This window comes from Chryseobacterium sp. T20 (assembly GCF_047345655.1).
GTDB lineage: Bacteria > Bacteroidota > Bacteroidia > Flavobacteriales > Weeksellaceae > Chryseobacterium.
The window spans coordinates 148,660-170,125 of the sequence record NZ_JBLFDU010000003.1; the positions used below are offsets into that span (position 1 = coordinate 148,660).

At 38.1% G+C, this 21,466-nt stretch carries 17 protein-coding genes and 1 riboswitch; all 17 genes read right to left on the bottom strand.

Features of this window, described 5'->3' with window-relative positions; all coding sequences use genetic code 11:
• Positions 1 to 21 precede the first annotated feature (21 nt).
• The 17 genes from ACMA47_RS09260 to ACMA47_RS09340 all read right to left on the bottom strand — a co-directional run bounded on the left by ACMA47_RS09260 (position 22) and on the right by ACMA47_RS09340 (position 21,464).
• Complete coding sequence (locus ACMA47_RS09260) at positions 22 to 1,215, bottom strand: cell surface protein (protein ID WP_413929556.1); 1,194 nt, start codon at positions 1,213 to 1,215, stop codon at positions 22 to 24.
• A gap of 14 nt (positions 1,216 to 1,229) precedes the next feature.
• Positions 1,230 to 2,363: a YncE family protein gene (locus tag ACMA47_RS09265; protein ID WP_413929557.1), complete on the bottom strand. Its 1,134-nt coding sequence runs from the start codon at positions 2,361 to 2,363 to the stop codon at positions 1,230 to 1,232.
• On the bottom strand, positions 2,360 to 4,393 hold the full coding sequence (locus tag ACMA47_RS09270) for a TonB-dependent receptor plug domain-containing protein (protein WP_413929558.1): 2,034 nt from the start codon (positions 4,391 to 4,393) through the stop codon (positions 2,360 to 2,362). Before ACMA47_RS09270 ends, ACMA47_RS09265 begins: the two co-directional genes overlap by 4 nt.
• Before the next feature lie 108 nt (positions 4,394 to 4,501).
• Positions 4,502 to 4,687: riboswitch (cobalamin riboswitch) on the bottom strand.
• A 92-nt stretch (positions 4,688 to 4,779) separates the two neighbouring features.
• On the bottom strand, positions 4,780 to 5,727 hold the full coding sequence (locus ACMA47_RS09275; protein WP_413929559.1) for a transporter: 948 nt from the start codon (positions 5,725 to 5,727) through the stop codon (positions 4,780 to 4,782).
• Positions 5,728 to 5,738: 11 nt separating this feature from the next.
• Entirely contained in the window at positions 5,739 to 6,788 is a 1,050-nt protein-coding gene (locus ACMA47_RS09280) for a cytochrome-c peroxidase (protein WP_413929560.1), read from the bottom strand.
• Positions 6,781 to 7,611, bottom strand: coding sequence for an MbnP family protein (locus ACMA47_RS09285; protein ID WP_413929561.1), 831 nt, complete (start codon positions 7,609 to 7,611; stop codon positions 6,781 to 6,783). The genes ACMA47_RS09280 and ACMA47_RS09285 overlap by 8 nt, the downstream gene beginning before the upstream one ends.
• 184 nt (positions 7,612 to 7,795) lie before the next feature.
• Positions 7,796 to 8,164: a hypothetical protein gene (locus ACMA47_RS09290; protein WP_413929562.1), complete on the bottom strand. Its 369-nt coding sequence runs from the start codon at positions 8,162 to 8,164 to the stop codon at positions 7,796 to 7,798.
• 4 nt (positions 8,165 to 8,168) lie between these two features.
• Positions 8,169 to 8,843 (bottom strand): superoxide dismutase, encoded by a 675-nt coding sequence (locus tag ACMA47_RS09295; protein ID WP_413929563.1) that lies wholly within the window; start codon positions 8,841 to 8,843, stop codon positions 8,169 to 8,171.
• Positions 8,844 to 9,030: 187 nt separating this feature from the next.
• The gene (locus tag ACMA47_RS09300; RefSeq protein ID WP_413929564.1) at positions 9,031 to 9,708 is read right to left on the bottom strand and encodes an SCO family protein; all 678 of its coding nucleotides are present in this window, start codon (positions 9,706 to 9,708) and stop codon (positions 9,031 to 9,033) included.
• On the bottom strand, positions 9,695 to 9,970 hold the full coding sequence (locus tag ACMA47_RS09305; RefSeq protein ID WP_413929565.1) for a YHS domain-containing protein: 276 nt from the start codon (positions 9,968 to 9,970) through the stop codon (positions 9,695 to 9,697). Before ACMA47_RS09305 ends, ACMA47_RS09300 begins: the two co-directional genes overlap by 14 nt.
• 210 nt (positions 9,971 to 10,180) lie before the next feature.
• Positions 10,181 to 10,543 (bottom strand): hypothetical protein, encoded by a 363-nt coding sequence (locus ACMA47_RS09310; RefSeq protein WP_413929566.1) that lies wholly within the window; start codon positions 10,541 to 10,543, stop codon positions 10,181 to 10,183.
• 856 nt (positions 10,544 to 11,399) lie between these two features.
• Positions 11,400 to 13,382, bottom strand: a complete 1,983-nt coding sequence (locus ACMA47_RS09315; protein ID WP_413929567.1) for a heavy metal translocating P-type ATPase — start codon at positions 13,380 to 13,382, stop codon at positions 11,400 to 11,402.
• Positions 13,383 to 13,427: 45 nt separating this feature from the next.
• A complete protein-coding gene (locus tag ACMA47_RS09320; protein WP_002983024.1) occupies positions 13,428 to 13,847 on the bottom strand; it encodes a Fur family transcriptional regulator in 420 nt (139 codons plus the stop codon).
• A 17-nt stretch (positions 13,848 to 13,864) separates the two neighbouring features.
• Positions 13,865 to 14,761 carry a cation diffusion facilitator family transporter gene (locus tag ACMA47_RS09325; RefSeq protein WP_413929568.1) on the bottom strand — a complete coding sequence of 299 codons (897 nt, stop codon included), beginning with the start codon at positions 14,759 to 14,761 and terminating at the stop codon, positions 13,865 to 13,867.
• Positions 14,762 to 14,777: 16 nt separating this feature from the next.
• Entirely contained in the window at positions 14,778 to 15,659 is an 882-nt protein-coding gene (locus ACMA47_RS09330; protein WP_413929569.1) for a bestrophin family protein, read from the bottom strand.
• Positions 15,660 to 15,790: 131 nt separating this feature from the next.
• Complete coding sequence (locus ACMA47_RS09335) at positions 15,791 to 17,020, bottom strand: efflux RND transporter periplasmic adaptor subunit (RefSeq protein ID WP_413929570.1); 1,230 nt, start codon at positions 17,018 to 17,020, stop codon at positions 15,791 to 15,793.
• Positions 17,021 to 17,102: 82 nt separating this feature from the next.
• The gene (locus ACMA47_RS09340; RefSeq protein ID WP_413929571.1) at positions 17,103 to 21,464 is read right to left on the bottom strand and encodes a CusA/CzcA family heavy metal efflux RND transporter; all 4,362 of its coding nucleotides are present in this window, start codon (positions 21,462 to 21,464) and stop codon (positions 17,103 to 17,105) included.
• Positions 21,465 to 21,466: the final 2 nt, after the last annotated feature.

Sequence of the window (21,466 nt, forward strand, 5' to 3'; positions counted from 1 at the left end):
ATAGATTGTATTATTGAATTATTATTTGAAATGTAAATCGTAAGCTCCTGCCACTTCTGTAGAAACTTCTCCCAACCATCCTGCTTCCTGATTGACTCCTGTATATATTTTCATAAAGTCTACTCCCGGAAGTTTCACATATTTTCCACTTCTGTCTACCGCCCAGGAAATATCGATATTGGAGGCATCATCATTATTCGGAGCGTTGTCTGCATATCCGAACTCATATGATTTTCCTACCCAATAAGATCCGTCACCACTCTGGTCGAAGAAGTTATTCGCAAGTCTGGTCCCTGAAAAGCTGTAAGAAGGATCTGTAAACCATAAAGGATAATAGCTCTGGGCATGAAAGGTATTCTTTGTTTTGAACCCCTGATTTCCCAGATTGTCATTCCACTTGATATATTCCACGTCTGTCTGCCAGAATTCAGTTCCGGGTACAGGTATTTTATTTTCGTTAGGCTTATGATAGGTTATGCTGTAGTCTTTAACCGTAGCATTTTTGAAATATTCGCTGCCTGCAATTTCATACCATTCATCATTATCGGGTTTTCCATTTTTATTTCTGTCATAGGCCACCATAATAATTCCCGGTTCGCAAGATCCTGAACGTTGATCAGCGGCATCATTTCCAAAGAATGCATTTCCCAGTACTTTAAAATCACGTCCATTCAGATTAGGAATCGTGTGATCAAAACCGAATACTACATATCCACCATATCCACCGAGACTGATCATGGTAGAATTACCTCCTACCAACGATTCGTTAGCTTTCTGAAGCATATTCGCCGTAGTATTTCCAGGTAAATATTCCGGAATTTCGTTCATGAACTGCCCTACAGCAGGACGGAACTCCAATACTTTGGAAATATATTTACTATAAGGTGTTTTTTCTTTGGTAACAATTATTTTGGAATGAAAAACCTGCTCGCTTCCTTTATTATTAATCTTTAAAGTCAAAGGATAGGCATCTGCAGTAGGACTGATGAATTCAAGTTCTGAATTTTGAGAGATAATAGAATCATTAATACTCCATGTAACCGATCCTGAGGCATTGGTAGGAATACTCAAAACCTTTAAACGTTCAATGGTATAGGAATCATCAAGTCCATTAAATGTAAATTCATTTTCATCATCATGTTTACAGGCTATCACTCCTACAAGGAAGCAGGATAGAAATCCGATTTTCAAATAAGTAAAGCTATTTCTGCTCATTTCTTAAAGTTTGGTTATTTGTATAAAAAAGCGAAGTGGGCAGGGATATTTCCGCCTTCCGTTTTCCATTTAAAGTGTCCGTTTTTATCAAAGCAATACACAAATCCCATGGATACATAATTTCTGGCATCTGTCATATAGATATCTCCTGTGATGGGGTTTACGGTAATTCCGTAAGGCGTTTTAATGGCATCTTCATATTCTTTGTCAAAAATTCTGTTGGCGATGATCTGTTCTGTTTTTACATCAATGATTCCAAATGTTTTTTTGTAACTGTGGGTATTGTAATTGAATTCATTCCCATAGAAATACAGTTTATCATTCACGATCGTCATTTCGCTCACGGAGAGATTGAAATTTTTCTTCACAGTTCCCGTAGCTGCATCTATTAAATACAAACTGGAAGGAACATTATAATAATCTCCTCTTGAGGTTACATAGAGATCTCCGTAATTATCTTTTTTAATGTGGTGAAGATTGATGGCAACATTTATTTTTTTAATTTCTGTAAAAGTATTCAGGTCGATTACGGAAACTGTATTGTCATAATCGGGAGCTTTGTAACCTCCGGAGTTGGCCACAAACAATTGATTACCCACAATTTCCATTTCTTCCGGTTGATATCCTACCACCACTTCACGCTGAATGGAAAGAGAAGTGGTATCAATTTCCACGACTTTTCCTTTAGGGGCTTTGGGGTTAATGGCTACAGGACCGGCATAACTGCTGGCATAAGCTTTCCCATCTTTGAAAGCCAAATATCTGCAGTTTTGTAAAGGAATAGAAGTAATACGTTTGGCCGTTTTAGCATCCAGCACTTCAATTTTGTTGGAAACATTGACAACAATATAAAGTTTGCTTCCGTACACTTTGATATCATTTCCTACATCTCCCAACTCTTTTACCACATTGGGATTGATTTCTGCATAAATATTCCGGTAATAGGTTCCTTTGGTATAATCAAAAAAATCCAGGGTACATTTATTACTTCCCATGTTTCCTTCATTGAGCATATAAAAACCTTTTATTGCTGTGTTTTCTGAAGGAAGTCCTTCAACCACTTCCTGACGGACAATAATTTCATCGGTACGGCATGAAGTAAGAAAAGCTAATACCAGAAATAAAAAATAAAAGTTTAGTTTTCTCATAGGGTGAAGTTTAGAATAAGTTTAAAATTTCTTCCGGGCATCGGATAATTGAGTACAACATCATAGTATTGATTGAAAATATTATTCATCTCAAGGCTTACTTTAAATTGATGATTCGCCCAATTGAATTTTTTCTGAACAGACAGATCGTGCGTATACCAGGGCTGAACATAATTGTATTGAATATTATCCTGATTCACATCATATCTTTCTCCTACGTACATCGCACTGTAATTGAAACTCCAGTCTTTATAATCTGCCATCAGACTGAAAGATCCACTGTGCCATGGTGTATAAGGAATCTGATTGCGGTAGAAAGTATCTTCCGGATCACTGATATCTCTTGCGCTTTGATAGGTATAGGAAAGCAATGGCCGAAGGGTGACTTTTCCAAGCTGCATTTCAGTCTGCACATTCACATCAGCTCCAATGATTTCAACCAATCCAAGGTTCATCATCAGCCAGCGGAACATGCTTCCGTTTGGAGCAGCTACAATTTTGTCCTGTACTTTATTGTAGTAACCGTCTACTTTAGCATAAAATGTTTTAAAGAAACGGTTGGTATAATTCTTCTGATAAGTAAATCCTACATCATATTGATTGGTAAATTCCGGTTTCAGGTAGGTATTTCCAATATTGGTATAATACAAATCATTGAAAGTTGGAAGTCTGAAAATTCTTTTATAGAAAGCTCTTAGGGTAAGCTCAGGAATTTTTTCCGGCTGATAGCTCATAAAAACGGCAGGTGTCCACTCTCTGGCATCTCCCGGCCTTTTATTTTTTCTTACTTCTTCAAAAGTAAAAGTTCCTAAAAGGCTTCCCAGAATTTTGAATCTGTTCCACTGATAGGTTGTCGCCAATGCCACCAATGTAGTGTAACGTGTAGGATATGAGAAGTTATCAAGATTCGCATCCAGATTATTGTATTGAAAGTCTCCACTCAGGCTGACATCCCAATTGGGAGTAATGGAATAAATATTGGAAGAGGAAAGATAAAGTTCCCTTTGGATATAGGTATTATCAGTATAAATAATAGACTGCGAACGAACCGTGTCCATAAAATGGGTATAATCGTAAGCAAATTTTGCTTTCAGCTGAGTTTCCAATTTCGGGAAGAGTTTTTTTCTCAGATTAGCTTGTACAAAGTAATTTTCATCGGAGAGCCTTGCTCCTCTTCCTCCGAACCGACCATTAACAATAGGTGCCGGCATTCCGCGGTTTGAAATATAACCGTAGCCACGGATATTCCAGCTTCCGTTATTTAAGGTTCCGTTGAGAGAGGTTTCAAAACGTTTTGCCCGAATATCTGAATCCTGTCTCTTTGCAATGGTATCATACGCTTGTTGCCCATCGGGATATTTTTTGGCATACCGAAATCTGTAAATTCCGTCACTCTGCATAAATTCACCACTGAAGCTGGCAGAAATCCTGTCTGAAATCTTCTGTTCCAATCGGAATGAAGGATTAAAGAGATCAATGGAAGCACTTTTTGCTCTTATCACGAGATTGGTTTTCCTATTTCCTTTAAATACAGGTGTTTTTGGCTGTAAATAGATAGATCCCGAAGAGCCAAAGTCTTTTGCCGGTTGGAAAATTTCACTTTTCTGACCGTTGTACAAGGATATTTCTTCAAGATCATCCAAAGAATATCTTCCCAGATCCACCAGTCCGTTTTGGGCATTTCCTAATTGAATTCCATCATAGAAAACCCCTACATGCTGGCTTCCCATGCTTCGGATATTAATAGTTTTCAAACCACCCAATCCTCCGTAATCTTTAATCTGAACTCCTGAAAAATACCGCAGCGCATCTGCAACTGAATGACTGTTCAGCCTCTCCAGCTGCTCACCCTGTAGGATTTGTGCCGGAAGGATTTCTTTAAAATTCTTTTTATAAAGATTGATTCCTTTAATAGTCTCTTCCTGAAGGCTGTCCTTCTTCTTGGTTTGAGAAGATAAAAGTTGAGATGTGATCACCAATATTGTGAAAACAGCTTTATGAATTGCAGAAGTAGTTAGTTTTGCCGCCATTAGCTCATTTAGGGTAATGAAGACGCTAATGGATATAAGAATACAACGACAAAGCACAGCTGTCACTGCACAGAATCATTGATGTCCTAAGCTTTATTCCACGAAAGCGTCAAACGATTATTTTCTGGCAGGTCTTCTGACTTACTCCATTTTTGAAATCCTTCCCATTAAAAAACAGTGGATATATTCTTCAAAAACTTTGGTGCGGAGCTTACAGCAGCGGGTCTGTTCCGGATTTTCACCGGATTCCCTTTTAAGAGCTTTTTAGGGCTCACCAAATTTCGGCAAAGATAAATAATTATTCCTAATCCCCAATTAAAATCATGATTCATAAACAATTAAAGCTCCCGAAGGAGCTTTAACATCATTTTATTGAGGGTGTCACTTTAAATTCCAATATTCAGGAAAACACTGAATCTCGATTTTGCTTCAATATCTCCTCCCGCCAGATGCGTGTACATGGGAAGCATGATTTCACTTCCAAGACTGAGTTTTTTATAAGAAGCTTCAAATCCCAATTTTCCATACAAAGCACTTCCAGCAGTATTGGGCAACGCCTCATCAAACTGTTTGTTCTGAGCGTAAACTTCTCCCTGGACTCCTGTTTTTACAGAAAAAATGGATTTTTCATTTCCTGCAACCTGATAAAAACCTGTTGCAGCATAGTTCCATTGGTTTCCAAAACGGTAATTTTTCTTATTCTCTGTTTTGATGGTATAATCTGTATTGACCAATACGGCTACTTTATTTTTCTGAAACTTATAATTTAAAGCAGCCTGATAATCCCAGCTTCCGGTTCCCAGCTGAAAACTTGGATTCACTCCGGATGCTCCTTTTTCATCAAACTTTCCCAGTGGAATTTTCACGCCCAAACCTCCGCTCAGGTGATGGAAATTATCTTTAGAACTCATCAGCTGGTAGATTCCCATCAGGTTCAGATCCCCTATTCCATTGATTTTAATATCTCCCTGCATGGTTTTCTTCTCATGAAAATGGAATGGCAGGCTCGCATATACACTCAATTTTTTAGTCAGTGGAATTTTCCCCCAAAGCTGCAGCGTATTGAAATACTGATCCTGAGTAAGGTCTTTTACAAATAAGTTCTCTTTCGCTTTATAATGCTGTGCAAAGTATTTGATTCCGATAAACTGTGGATTCAGTAAAGATTCAAAGCCGGAAGATCCGTTTCCTGCAGCACAGCCACAGGCATCGCAATCATCATCAAAATCGAATCTGCTAAAGGTTTCGGGAGCAATATACGCACTGTCTCTAATGGTTTTCGCCTGATACTGATTAAACAGGATCAAGCTTACTATCAATATAATCTTCTTCATGTTTTTATAAATTATTCTGCAAATTTTGGATTGGATATAAAGCTTTTATCCGACAATGTTTTCAGGAACGCAATGATTGACTGTTTTTCCTGGCTGTTCATGGCAATTCCTATATGACCGTTCTGTTTCAGCTGTGGATCAAGATTAGCATTATCTTCCACCTGATCCGAATAGAAATTGAGTACCGCCTCTAAGGTGTAAAATCTTCCGTCGTGCATATAAGGTGCAGTATATTCTACATTTCTTAAACTGGGAACACGGAATTTCATCCAATCTACCTGATTAAGGGAAACTCTGTATCTCCCTGCATCCTTGAATTCTGTATTGTAATACATTCCCGTATTTCTGAAACTCTCATCCGTAAACAGCCCTCCGCTATGACATGAAGCACATTTCTGTCCGAACAAAGCCATCCCCTGAGATTCTGTTGAAGTCAATTGTTCTTTTCCCTGTTTGAATCTGTCGTATTTTGAATCTGCAGAAATTAAAGAAGCCATAAACTGCGACAATGCTTTCAGAATTCTTTCTCCTGTAATGGTTTCGTCTCCATAAGCTTCTCTGAACAGTTTTTTATATTTCTGATCATCTTTTATTTTCGAAATAGCTTCCGGTATGGAGCTGTCCATTTCATTTACATCGGTAATCGGGCTGATGGGCTGTTCATTAAGGTTATGAATCACACCGTCCCACATATATCTTTTCAAAAAAGCCATATTCTGGATCGGTGGCGCATTTCTGATTCCTATTCTGTCGTCTACCCCATGGCTCACCGTATGACCATGATGGGTAAAAGCATTTTCCTGTATATGACAGAAACCGCATGAAATGGTATTATTCCTTGAAAGTCTTCCTTCATAGAATAATTTTCGTCCCAGCTCCACTCCGTTTTTGGTCACCGGATTAATGGATTGATCAAAAGTCATTTCCGGAAAATAAGAAGGGAACTGCAAATTATACGCTTCATCTTTCTCCAGTGGCTGTATCACCTCATCGGAACAGGAAACACAGCTCAATACCAATACAAACAGAACCAATACTGTTCTGACAAAAAAATTAATCATTGTGAACGTGGTCTACTTTAAACATTTTCGTAAGATTGTTGGTAACATCTGTCAAGTGTTGGTTTGAACCCATCAGCATGTCATTGGCCGTTGTAAGAGTAAGTGCCTTATCACCGCTCAAAAACTGGTTCAGGTCTGCCAGAATATGAACAGAAGGACGAATTTTTGCCGTCACTCTTGCCGTTGTCGGAAGATTCAATGTGATTTCACGGTATAGATCAGCCTGTTCATTAGCGGTAACATTTCCCATATTTCCGGTATGGTTCATGAATTCTTTTGAAGGGCCATCATTCCCGTATTTTCCTTCTAGTTTTGCAAAAATATAACCTGCAGCCCATGACCAGGTCATTCCTTTTTGCTTGGCTTTTGTCCAGAATTCAGCTTGCCCATCCTGCCCTAGCAAGTACGCTTTTTGGCTGATTCCCAATCCGAATTTTATTTTTTTATAATTGTTTTTCGGAACACCATCCAGATTAAGATAAATAATTCCGGCTACAGCATCTGCCTGATCTACGATAAAAGCACCTTTATCAGGATTGTTTTCGTTGTATTTAAACTCATTTCCGTTTTCGTCTATCAGTGCAATATTACTGATGACATATTTTAAGGCAGAAAAATTATGTTTCTGTCCGTTGGAAGAGGTCTGAACGGTCTGATTCAAAACGATATCGCCTACATTATTAAATCCGTTTTCAAATTTGATCTGAAGGCTTCCTGGTGTAGTATCCTGTGGATTTTCGTCATCCCTGCTGCTTTCGCAGGCTACAAAAGAGAATAAAGTAAAGGCAATAAAGAATAGTGATAAAAATTTATAAATTTTCATTGTTGATTTTTTAAGTTGAATTAATTTGAATGGCTGTAACAGCATTATTTTTTACCACAAAAGGCACAAAAGTTTTTACACTTAAGTTGATCAGGTGGTAAGTTTTATGCACAATAAGAACACTTAAGCTTTTTTATTTGTCAATGTTTTTGTGACTTTTGTGCTTGAATCGTGATCGTTTAACTTAAAAAACCGGTGGTTTGAAAATATGGGTAAGAAACAGAAAAGAATAAGCTGTTTCGTAGGTAAAATTGAAATTGAAAAACGGTAGTTTTCCAGTAGTGTTGATCTCTGTAGTCTCCGGCAGAATATAAGTATCCAGGACTTTCTGTCCTGAGTTTTTGAGTTTCTGAAAGGGGGAAGATTCCGAATCATTGGTTTTGGCCAACTCTTTACTCAGGTAACATTTTCCGTTACAGTGAATCTCCGGTCTGTCTTTATTAATACAGAGAACTTTAACAATATAATCATAATTTACAGCATACTCTACCACAGGTACTAAAGGTCTTAGCACCATATACAAGGTAAAAAGTATGCTGTAAAATAATTTCATCAGATTATTTCTTGCTTATTACTTCGTCATATCTTCTGCTGATCTCTTTCCAGTTGGTAACATTCCAGATAGCGGTCAGATAATCTGCTCTTTTATTCTGATATTTTAAATAATAAGCATGCTCCCATACATCAATTCCGAAGATAGGAGTTCCCTTTTCTTCTACTACATCCATTAAAGGATTATCCTGATTAGGAGTAGAAGAAACGAATAGTTTTCCGTTTTTATCGACAGATAGCCATGCCCATCCCGACCCGAAACGATCTGCTCCGGCTTTAGCCATTTTTTCTTTAAACGCATCCATACTTCCGAAAGTTTCAGTGATGGCTTTTGCTAATTTTGCTGAAGGCTGCGTGTTTTTCTGAGGCGTAAGAACCGTCCAGAACAGTTCATGGTTGTAATGACCTCCCGCATTATTTCTCACTGCAGCAGGCAGTTTTGAAACATTGGAAAGAATCTGAAACAAAGTTTCTTTTTCCTGTGGAGTTCCAGCAATGGCTTTATTCAAATTGGCTGCATACGCTGCTCCATGCTTCGAATAGTGAATTTCCATTGTTTGGGCATCAATATTTCCTTCCAAAGCATTATAAGCATAAGGCAGAGGCGTCTGCTTAAATTGAGCCAGTGCAAACTGAGCTGCGAAAACTGCACTTAGAGCAGCTATTTTCAAAATCTTCATAATTTTTTTGTTTATGGTTGAACAATGTTTTCTATTAGGCTGGAGGATGGGAGATCGAGGCTGGAAGTCATTAATGTCATAACATCATTTCTTCAACTCCTATTTACTTTTATAGCTATCTCGAAAATCACTAGAGCTTCATCGTCCGGAATAACTTCCAACTTCTAGCATCCGGCTCCCTTCCTCTCTATTTCAATAATTTCTTAATATCCTCGATCAGAATTTCTCTGTCGGGGTGATATTTTCCTGTCAGCATTGGCGTTTTACCTTCCGGATCTCCATAATTCAATCCTGAATAATAGAGAATAGGCATATTTTCTTTGTTGTATCTGCATCGGATATTTCCTTCCTGATCTACCAGCGCAATCATTCCGCTGTGGTTCAGGCTTTCTCCTTCATCTTCTTTATCACCAACATAGATATTAAACTGATCCGCCAGATTTCCAATATAGGTACGGTCTCCGGTCAGAAAGTGCCAGTTCGGAGATTTTGCCCCTATTCTTTGAGCATGTTCTTTCAATGCTGCTGGCGTATCATTTTCCGGATCAATACTGATGGAAATAATGCCAAAATTGGGATCATTAATCTGGTTCTGAATCGCTTTCATATTGGTATTCATCACCGGGCAGATGGTAGGACATTTGCTGAAGAAAAATTCTACGAGATATACTTTTCCCAACATCTCTTTATTGGTGATTTTTTTACTGTTCTGATCTGTCAGTTCAAAATCGGGAACTTTCATTACGGTATAAAGATTCTTTTTAAAATACCCCATTCCCACACCTATTCCCAGGAAAAGCAATGCAAATAAAGCGATGGGTATAATCACTTTACTTTTATTATTGTTCTTTTTATTTTTGGGCATATTTCTCAGGGCTTTTTTTGAATTCATGTTTGCAGGATACACTGCAAAAACCATACGTTTTGTTTTTATATACGGCTGTATCGTTAATAGATCCTGCAGTTTTCATGTGGCAGACAGGATCTTCTTCGTTCACTATCTGTACATTTTCTATTTTCTTGCCGGAGGAGTCCATGTGGCTTGCGTGCTTTACCTGAGGCGCTTCTTTGGCACACGACAGTAGTGATATTGACAGCAGAGCAGTCAAAATAATAGGAGATTTCATTTTAATATTAAATTGAAATTAAATAATGTTAAATAAAGTGACGATACATTATACAAGTCTGGAAAAACACAGCATTTCTCAAGAAGAATTGATGGATTCCTTACTGCTTACAATAGTTTATTTTTATTGTAGAATGTATCTTGAAGGTTTACTGATGAAAGCTTTAGAAACTTTCATTCTATAAACTAAAAACATAGTTTATAATAAAAATTAAACCAACGGAGGATGGAATATTCTTGAAAAGTATTCTGAAGAATGAGAATTAAAATAACTTGAATCGGGAATTTCAGAAAGTGATTCCGAATTCAAATGAGCGGAGAAGGAAAGGATATCGTGAGAAATAAAAACATCCAATCCTGCAATCTTTATGGTTTGGGAGCTATTGGACTGTTTTTCTGTTTTGGCCAGCTCTTTTTCCACGTAGCACTTTCCTTTACAGGTTGATTGGGGTACATTTCTGTTCTCACAAAGGTTTTTCACTATATAATCATAATTCACGGCATAATTTACCAATGGCAAAACGGGACGTAATGCAATGGTAAAAATGATGAATATGGAAATGAATACCTTCAACGATTTTGTTCTCTGTTACAAATATACTACTTCAAAACTGTTTTAAGATGAACTTATGATGAATGTCATTGGAAAGTTTTTATCTGTTACCTTTAAAATTCACGAAACTGTGGCTGTTACTGCTATAATATTTTTCCGACCTTTGAGTAGGTGAAGATCTGAAAAATTTAGTTCTTTATATACAATTTAATCTTGTTGATAAAAGCTCTGCTGTTGTATTTAGCAGAGCTTTTTATTTTTTTTAATGTCTTGTTTTTGTTGGACATCGCAAAGGCGCAAGTTTTTTAAATACTTACCGTTTTAAGACGCAAAGATTTTATCTCCGATAAAATTTAATACGGCTAATAATAAGATTGAATAAAGCTGATCATTCGGAAGTAACTTTGCTGAAAATCTTTGATTTTCTTGCGTCCTAAAAAACACTACAATTTTTATCTTCTTTGCGCCTTTGCGTTTCTCCAACAAAAAGCCTATTGCCTTTTTAAAACTAAATTTTGATATATGATATTAGAAACGCGAAGGCGCTATTTTTTTTAATACTTACTGTTTTAAGACGCAAAGATTTTATCTCTGATAAAATTGTAATACTAGCTTGATTTCTTGTTGTAGAGATTCCTACGGAATGACAAACTGGTTGTATTATTTTTATATTGGTTATAATTGTCAATCACATAGCTTAGTCATATTTTATATGGAAAGTAAAGACAGTTCCTTTGTCACTCCGTAGGAGTCTCAATAGCATAGTATAAATTTCAATAATATCACTGGTATCATGTGTAATTAAAAACAAAAGCCCTACTGAAATTCAGCAGAGCTTTTTATTGAATATAATTGAGTTGTGTTTATTATTTGCTTCTTAAAATTTCATTCTCTGAATTCTCACCGCATTTAAAATAGCCAGCAACGCTACGCCTACATCAGCAAAAACCGCTTCCCACATGGTTGCCAGTCCACCAGCTCCCAGGATGAGAACAACAGCTTTTACGGCAAAGGCAAGGACAATATTCTGCCAAACGATCTTTTTAGTTTGTTTTCCAATATTGATGGCCATCGGGATTTTACTTGGTTTATCATCCTGAATCACTACATCTGCAGTTTCAATTGTGGCATCACTTCCCAAACCTCCCATTGCAATTCCTACATCGCTTAAAGCCACCACAGGCGCATCATTCACTCCGTCTCCTACGAAAGCTACTGTTTGGTTTCTGGCTTTGATTTCTTTAACCTTATTTACTTTGTCTTCAGGCAACAGATCTCCGAATGCATTGTCAATACCCAGCTGATCTGCTACATATTTCACAACGGTACTTTTATCGCCACTCAGCATGGTAGCTTTTACATTCATTTTATGCAGGTTGTCTACGGTTTGCTTTGCATCTTCTTTTATACTATCTGCAATGGTGATATAGCCTGAAAACTTTTTATCATACGCTACCGCAATCACCGTGTACACAATATTGGCGTGGTTAAGATCATAACTGATGTTGAACTTATCCATCAGCTTAAAATTCCCTACCAGAAGTTCTTTTCCGTTAACCGTGGCTTTCAGTCCGTGGCCTGCAATTTCTTCCACATTTTCTAAAGGAATACTGTGATTGATTTCTCCAACATAATTGTGAATTGCTGTTGCCACCGGATGGGTACTTTTACTTTCGAGAACATTAACCATCTGAAGAATTTCTTCTTTATTAAATTCAGGATTCATGCTTACTTCCTGAACTTTGAAAACTCCTTCTGTCATGGTTCCTGTTTTATCCATCACCACATTCTGAATCTCTGCAATACTGTCCAGGAAATTACTTCCTTTGAATAAGATTCCGTTTCGGCTAGCAGCACCAATTCCTCCGAAATATCCTAATGGAATTGAAATAACAAGGGCACAAGGACAAGAAATTACAAGAAAGATCAATGCTCTGTACAACCAGTCTCTAAACTGGTAATCGCTCACAAAGAAATACGGCAGTAAACAGATTCCAATGGCGAGAAATACAACGATGGGCGTGTATACTTTCGCAAATTTTCTGATGAATAATTCTGTAGGGGCCTTTTGAGCCGTAGCATTCTGAACCAGTTCCAGGATTTTACTCAGTTTACTGTCTTCATAGGCGGTATTTACTTTTACTAAAGCAATACTGTTCATATTGATCATTCCTGCAAGAACAACCTCGCCTTTATTTTTGGTATCGGGTTTACTTTCTCCCGTTAAAGCTGCGGTATTGAATGAAGCTGAATCTGAAAGCAATTCCCCATCCAGCGCCAGTTTTTCGCCTGGTTTCAACTGAATGATGTCTCCAATTTTAGCTTCTTTGGCCTTCATGGTCTTGGGCTGATTATTTTCCATAATCGTTACCTCATCAGGACGCTGATCCAATAACGCTTTTATGTTTCCTTTGGCTCTGGTAACCGCCATAGACTGGAATACTTCTCCTACGGCATAAAACAGCATTACCGCTACTCCTTCAGGATATTCTCCGATGGCAAAAGCACCAATGGTTGCAATACTCATCAGAAAAAATTCTGAGAACACATCTCCTTTGATGATACTTTTATAGGCATCCTTCAATACTGGAAATCCTACAGGAATATATGCAGCAAGGAACCATACTAAACGTACCCATCCTGCAAACCATGCCGGTTTTATATAGTTGTCAAAAACAATTCCCAATAATAAAATTACAAAAGAGATAATAGCTGGCAGAAACATCTGAAAGACCGTCTGATCTCCAGAGTCATGAGAGTGATCATGCCCGTCATGGTCATGTCCGTCTCCTTCTGCATGATTGTGTTTGTGTCCTTTTGTATCGGGTTTTTCGGGGGTTGTACTACAGCATTTTTCCATAACTGAATATTTTTATACAAATGTAAAGATGAGACTGATGCAATGCTATTGCAAACTTTCAAGACAGTTTTCGCAGATTCCTTTGGCAAATAATCTTATTTCATCAATCCTGAAATTGGTCTGGATATTTTCAGGGAAAGAAATATCTTCTTTGCAGGTAGTCTGCTTGCATATTTTACAGTAAAAATGCAGATGCCAGTCTTTGTGTGTCTTTTCATCACAATCGTCTTCGCAGAGTTTGTATTTCGTGGTTGTATTTTCCTGAATGCTGTGAACAATTCCTTTTTCTTCAAAGGTTTTCAAGGTTCTGTAGATAGTGATTCTGTCAGCATTATCAAAATGATTTTCTATTTCAGAAAGGGATAAAGCGGCTTCCTGAGAGCTTAAGAAATCATATACCAAAATCCTCATACTGGTAGGTTTGGTATTTTTATCAATAAGTTTGTGTTCTATATCTTTTTTCATTGTACGCTTTTAAATTTTTACAGATGAACTTCATTTTCTTCATAGCCTTCTTCTTCGATCTGAAAAGTAGTATGACTGATTTTAAAGTTTTGAATCGTAGTATCAGTCAATATTTTTAATAATTGATTCTGAGAATATCCTGCATCTTTTACGATATGGGCACTCATGGCATTGACACTGGAAGTCAGTGACCATACATGCAGATCATGAACATCTTTCACTCCGGGAGTTTTCTCCAATGATTGACGAAGGGCATGAATATCCACATCTTTAGGGGTTCCTTCCAGCAGAACATTAATGGCTTCTTTCAATAATCTCCATGTTCTTGGGAAGATCAGAAGTCCTATTGCTGCTGAAATCAACGGGTCGGCATAGTACCAGCCTGTCGTCAGCATAATCACTCCGGCAATCATGACTCCTACAGAAGTAAGCATATCTGAAAGGACTTCAAAATAGGCTCCTTTCATATTGAGGCTGCCTTCTGAATCTTTTCTGAGAATCATCATTCCGACAATATTGACAATCAATCCGATTCCTGCTACAATCAGCATTGATTTACTTTGTACTTCTGGTGGATTTTGAAAACGCTGATAGGCTTCAAACAAAACATAGATCGAAATAGCCAATAAAACCACTGCGTTGATTACGGCTGCTAATATTTCTGTCCGATAATAACCAAATGTTCTGGAAGTATCTGCTTTTCTTTCTCCTATTTTGATGGCAATAAATGCCAACAATAATCCTACCACATCGGTCAACATATGAGCTGCATCGGCCAACAGCGCAAGACTGTTGGTAATTATTCCTCCTATTACCTCAGCAATGAGATAGGTTCCGCTAAGGCAGAGAACAATCAGGAGGTTCTTTTTATGTCTGCTTCCTACAGAAACAGTTTGTGTTGGTGTACTTTCCATATTGTGTATGGTTTAATTACATTTCATAATAAGATGTATTTTCTTTTTTAGGGGGAACATTTTGCTCACCGATCATCTGTCTGATATTGATTTCTATGGTCTGTGCCAGAGAAGTCATTGGTGTATCTACAGGACTATTTTCAAACGGATCCTGCATGATGATGGATGTTTTTTCAATAGCAATGAATGTCACCGGAACCAGGAAAGTAATGGCAATTTCTACCACCAGCTGCGAATCATCGAGTCCAAACGGAAGAATGGCCGCAAAAACATAGATCAGAATATGAACTAAAACACTGTAAGAACGCGGAAATACTGTATTCTTCAGTCTTTCACATTTTCCCATACTGTCGCATAATCTTGTGATGATATCATTGAGCTGCATCTGTTGGAAATCCGTTAGTCCTTTGGAAACTGCAATTTCTTTCAGCTGTCTGGAATGTTCGTCCAGAATTGCGTTGGGAATATTAGCTGCTTTGATCTGATGTTGATCCAAATACTGTTGAACCTTTTCAGAAAATGGCAGTTTTCTCAATGATTCTCCAAGTGCGTAGGTCCAGATGATCTGTCTTTCCGCAAAATCTTTTACTGTTTTGTCATCACCTGCCGGCATAAACTGAATGATTAGTCTGACAAAAGTTCTGGAATCGTTTACAACAGCACCCCAAACAGTTCTTGCCTCCCACCATCTTTCGTAGGATTGGGAAGTACGGAATGCCAGCAGCAATGATACTGCTGTTCCCAGGAGTGCCGGAATATTCAAAGGCAGAGAGATCTTGCGAAACCATGGCAATTCATCCAAAAGACCAATAGTGATGGCAAATATTCCTATCAACAGAATTTGGGTTTTTATTTCACGGATGAAATACCAGACTGATATTTTTTTGTTTAATAACATAATCGGGTTATTTATTAAAATTCGGTGAGATCATTTTCACTTTTCCAGCCGTTTTCATTCAATAAAAAATTACGTAAACAGCTCTAATTTAAGGATTAAAATCGACATTTTACTGGTTCCGGCCACCTTCATTAATGTTCGTGTTCTCCGGAATTCACCAGTTTTGCATTCACGAAAAATGCGCCTTTCACTACTATTTTTGCCTTGTCAGGAATATTTCCTACCGGAGTTATCGCGGTATATCCCATATCGGAAGTTCCTTTTACCACTTCTATTTTCTCGAAGTTTAAGGTTTTCGGATGAGGTTTCCCTTTTTCTTCGTGTTCTTCTTCCACTTTTTTATCGGTCTGAACAAATACAAAATATTTCCCATCTGCTTCTACAATGGCCTCTGTAGGAACTGCAGGAGTTGTGCTTTTATCAAGGCTTACAATTCCGGTGATATTCATTCCGTCAATCAGTCCGGATTTGTTTCCTATCACTTCGCAATGCATAGAGATGGTTTTGCTTTCGTTTTCAAAAGAAGATCCTATGCTGTAAATTCTTGCATCATATTCAGTTTCCGGATTGTTGGTCAGTTTAAAATGAACAATCTGCCCTACTCTCATTTTAGGAAGATCTTTTTCAAATACCTGAAGGTCGAGATGAATGGAACCGTTATCAATCACGGTAGCAACGGGAGAAGAAATATCCACATAACTTCCGATCTGTGCGGTAATACTGCTGATCGTTCCACTGATAGGCGCTGTAATAACCAAACCGGATTTCATATTTCCATTGCTTACTTTCCCAGGGCTTATTCCCATCATCTGAAGCTGTTTCAACAGGGATGCTCTTTTTGTTCTTAAGGTTTTAAGTTCTGCATCGGCACTCTGAAGATTTTTCTTGGCACCTGCATCATTATCAAAAAGCTCTCTTTGCCTTCTATATTCCTGTTCTGCATAAGTAATTCTACTATTGGTTGTCAGATAATCTTCCTGAAGCTGGATATATTCCGGATTGGCAATCGTGGCAATGACCTGTCCTTTTTTCACGATACTTCCTACCTGAATATTGATGGTTTTGATGATTCCTCCGTACAGGGAAGTGATGGTTGCTTTATTACTGTTGGGTACACTTAGCAAACCATTAGCTTTTATCGTGGATGTCAACTCTTTCATTTCTACATTTCCCAAAGCCACTCCTACAGACTTCATCTGCTCTTCTGTAAGGGAAGCTATTGTTGGTGTAGCTTCTTCGTGAGCCTGTTCTTTCTGTTCTGTTTTTTCAGGAGCTTTTTCTTCCGAAGCTTCTTTTTTTCCACAGCTTGTTAGTAAGATTGAGATCAGGGCGAGAGGGATGATATTATATTTGAGTTTCATAAGTAAAAATGTATTTTGTCTGATGCTGTATGCCTTCATTCTCATTGATCTGGCAGAAATTTTTATGAACAGCGATTTCATATTATTTGTTTATAATGGAGTTAATAGTAACTACAGATTGGTTCACCTGTTGGATGGATTCCAAATATTTCAACTGGATATTTGTGGCAGTCTGCAGGGCAAAAAGATATTCTACATAGGAAATTTCTCCTGTTTTATATCCTAACTGAGCTGCTTTTACAATTTTCTCTGCGTTAGGCAATGCCTGGCTTGTATAGTAATCATACTGCTGTAAATCCTGCTGATACTGGCTGAAAGCATTTTCCAACTGAGCAGAAAGCTGTTTCTGCTGCATTTTAGCATTGGTTTCAGCGACCTGTTTTTCATATTCCAGCGCCTGAATTCTTGCTTTTGTAGCTCCAAATGTTAATGGAATGGCTACGCCGACTGTTGCCGACTGAAAACGTTTTCCTGAGTTATAAAAATTCTCCTGCCCATTGATGGTATGAAGGCCTATCAAAGACTGGTTGGTATATCCTAAACTAAAATCAGGCAGTCCGAGAGACTTTTCAACTTTCTTATTTTTTTCAGCAATTTCCATTTCCTGGTAAAAAGCTTTTACCGTAGGATTGTTGGCAACCACAGTACTATCGAGTACATTTTCTGCTTTTAAAGGAGCATAATCTTTGTTAAACGGAATTTCAAGATCTTCTGAAGTGTTCATCAAGGTCTTTAAATTCTTGTAGGCGTTGTTCAGAAAGACTTCATTTTGTCTGAGCAGCAGATCAATTTCTCCTTTCTGAGTTTCTGCAGTACTGATTTCTATTTTCTTGATATCACCTGCTTTAAATCTCACGGTTGCAATTCGGATAAACTCTTCATAATATTTATCCAGACTGGTCAGCTGGGCTTTATTATACTGAAGATATTCAATTTGATAATAGTAAGTCCGCACCTGTTTTATCAGTTCATTGGCTGTAATTTCCTTATCAATCTGCTTACTTTTAATATTCTCATTGATTAATTCCTTTCTTGCTTTAAATAATGTCGGAAAAGGAATGCTTTGTGAGATCGCAAACGATTGGTCAAACCTTGGACTGTTGTATTGTCCAAGCTGTGCTGTAACATCTAATTTGGGAAGCTCTTTTGCAGTTGCCCTTAATGCTTCGGCGGATTTAATACTTAAGTCTTTTGACTGTAGCGTTAAATTATTATTCACAGCCTGCTCTACCGCCTGTTCTACAGAAATTGGTCTGGATTGGGCGTTAAAAGTCTGTCCTAGCATCATAAATCCTACAACAAGAACTGCTGTAATTATTCCTGTATTATTATTTTTTCTTTTCAAAATCTTTGTGTTAAAAATAATGTACAACATCGGCAAAACGAATAGTGTTAGGAATGTTGCGGTTACCAAACCACCAATCACTACTGTCGCCAAAGGCTTCTGTACTTCTGCTCCGGCTCCGGTGGAAATAGCCATTGGCAAAAACCCTAATGAAGCTACAGTGGCCGTCATTAATACAGGTCTTAATCTTGTTTTTGTTCCTTCAAATACTCTTTTCAGAATATCGGTTTCACCTTCTTTTTCTAACTGATTGAATGTTCCGATCAAAACAATTCCGTTAAGAACCGCTACTCCAAAAAGGGCAATAAATCCAATTCCGGCACTGATACTGAAAGGCATATCTCTTATTAACAGCGCAAAGACACCACCAATGGCACTCATAGGAATCGCTGTGAAAATCAATGCAGCCTGCTTGAATGAACGGAAAGTAAAATACAGAAGCATAAAAATCAGAAGCAATGATACCGGAACGGCAATCATCAGACGTTTGCTTGCTTCCTGAAGATTTTCAAACTGTCCTCCGTAAGTAAAGTAGTATCCTGAAGGAAGTTTCACATTATTCAGTTTTGCCTGAATATCTTTCACTACACTTTCCACATCACGATCCTTTACATTGAAACCAATCACAATTCTACGTTTTCCCTGCTCACGGCTGATCTGTGCCGGCCCTAGTTTATAGCTAATATTCGCCACTTGCGAAAGTGGAATCTGAGCTCCGGTAGCAGAAGTGATCATCAGATTATTCACATCTGAAATATCTGTTCTGTGAAGACTGTCCAGGCGGACAACCAGATCAAAACGTCTTTCATTTTCAAACACCTGTCCGGCAGCTTTTCCTGCAAAGGCTGTACTTACGGCATTGTTGACATCTTCGATATTCAATCCATAATTGGCGATTCTCGTTCTGTCATACTGAACATTAATCTGTGGAAGACCACTTACTCTTTCGATCTGAGGTGCCGTAGCTCCATCTACCGTCTGAATGATTTTTCCAACTTTATCCGCATATACCGCTAAAGAATCCAGATTTTCACCAAAGATTTTTACGGCAACATCCTGCCTGATTCCTGTCATCAGCTCATTGAAACGCATCTGAATAGGCTGGTTTTTCTCAAAGAACACTCCAGGAATGGTTTCCAGTTTTTCACTGATCTCATCAGCAAGTTCGTTGTAGGTTTTTTTGGTTTTCCATTCGCTTTGTGGTTTTAATACTACGATCATATCGGTTGCTTCAGGAGGCATTGGATCTGTAGGAACCTCAGCGGAACCAGTTTTACCAACGACCATTTTCACCTCATCAAACTGTTTGATAATTCTCGATGCCTGCATGGAGGTTTCTATACTCTGACTGAGTGAGCTTCCCTGTGGTAAAATACAGTGGAAGGCAAAATCTCCCTCCTGCAACTGAGGAATAAATTCACCACCCATATTTTTAAAAATAAAAGCGGAGATCAGAAAAACAACAGCTGTTGCTGATACAATGATATATTTTACTTTGATTGCTTTCTGTAATAATGGCTGATATATCTTCTGAAGACGGTTCATCATTTTATCAGAGAAGGTTTCCTTGTGTGATATTTTCTTAGATAAAAACAAAGCACTCATCATTGGAATATAGGTCAGGGAAAGAATCAATGCTCCCAGAATAGCGAATCCTACTGTTTTTGCCATTGGAGTAAACATTTTTCCTTCTACGCCTGCAAGAGTAAGAATCGGGATGTATACGATAAGAATGATGATTTCTCCGAAGGCTGCACTGCTTCTGATCTTTGAGGCAGAAAGGAATACTTCCTCATCCATTTCAGACTGTGTCAAAGCACGGGTAGATTTTCTTACGCCTAAATAATGCAATGTAGCTTCTACAATAATAACAGCACCATCTACAATCAATCCGAAGTCTATCGCTCCAAGGCTCATCAGATTGGCACTCACTCCGAAAACATTCATCATTCCTAATGCAAATAGCAAGGAAAGAGGAATGGCTGAAGCAACGATAAGTCCGGCTCTCAGATTTCCCAGGAAAATAACAAGAACGAAAATAACGATCAGAGCTCCTTCGATGAGGTTTTTCTGTACGGTATTGATGGCTCTGTCTACAAGGTCCGTTCTGTCCAGAAACGGTTCAATGATAACGTCATCGGGAAGAGATTTCTGAATGGTCGGAATTTTTGCTTTGATATTGCTTACCACTTCATTACTATTGGCTCCTTTCAACATCATCACGACTCCACCTACAGCATCTACCTTTCCATCATAAGTTAAGGCTCCGTAACGAACGGCACTTCCTAAGCGAACATCGGCAACATCTTTTATAAAGATCGGAACACTTCCGGTTTCGTTTTTAACCGCAATGTTTTTAATGTCTTCCAAAGAGGTCACCAGGCCAATTCCACGGATAAAATAGGCGTTGGGCTTTTTATCAATATAAGCTCCTCCTGTATTCTGATTGTTTTTTTCAAGCGCTGTAAATATTTCAGTGATACTTGTTCCCATTGCCTTTAAGCGATTGGGATCAATAGCCACTTCATATTGTTTTAATTCACCTCCAAAACTATTGATCTCTGCAACTCCGGGTGTTCCGTTCAGCTGTCTTCGAACAATCCAGTCCTGCATGGTACGGAGTTCTTTGGCATTGTATTTCTTTTCGCTTCCTTTTTTAGGGTGAAGAATATACTGATAGACTTCTCCAAGACCTGTACTTACAGGAGCCAGTTCGGGAGTTCCTACCCCTTTGGGAATTTCTTCTACAGCATTTTTCAGTTGTTCATTAATGAGCTGTCTTGCAAAGTAAACATCTACATTTTCTTTGAACACTACTGTAATCACAGAAAGTCCAAATCTTGAAATACTTCTTGTTTCCTGAATATCGGGAACATTGGCAATACTCTGCTCAATAGGAAAGGTAACCAACTGCTCTACTTCCTGCCCTGCCAGTGTAGGACATACGGTAATGATCTGCACCTGATTGTTGGTAATATCCGGCACAGCATCTATTGGTAATCTGGTGGCACTCCATGTTCCCCAGATGATCAGTACCAATGTCATCAAACCAATGATCACCTTGTTTTTGATACTGAATTTTATGATTTTATCTAACACGA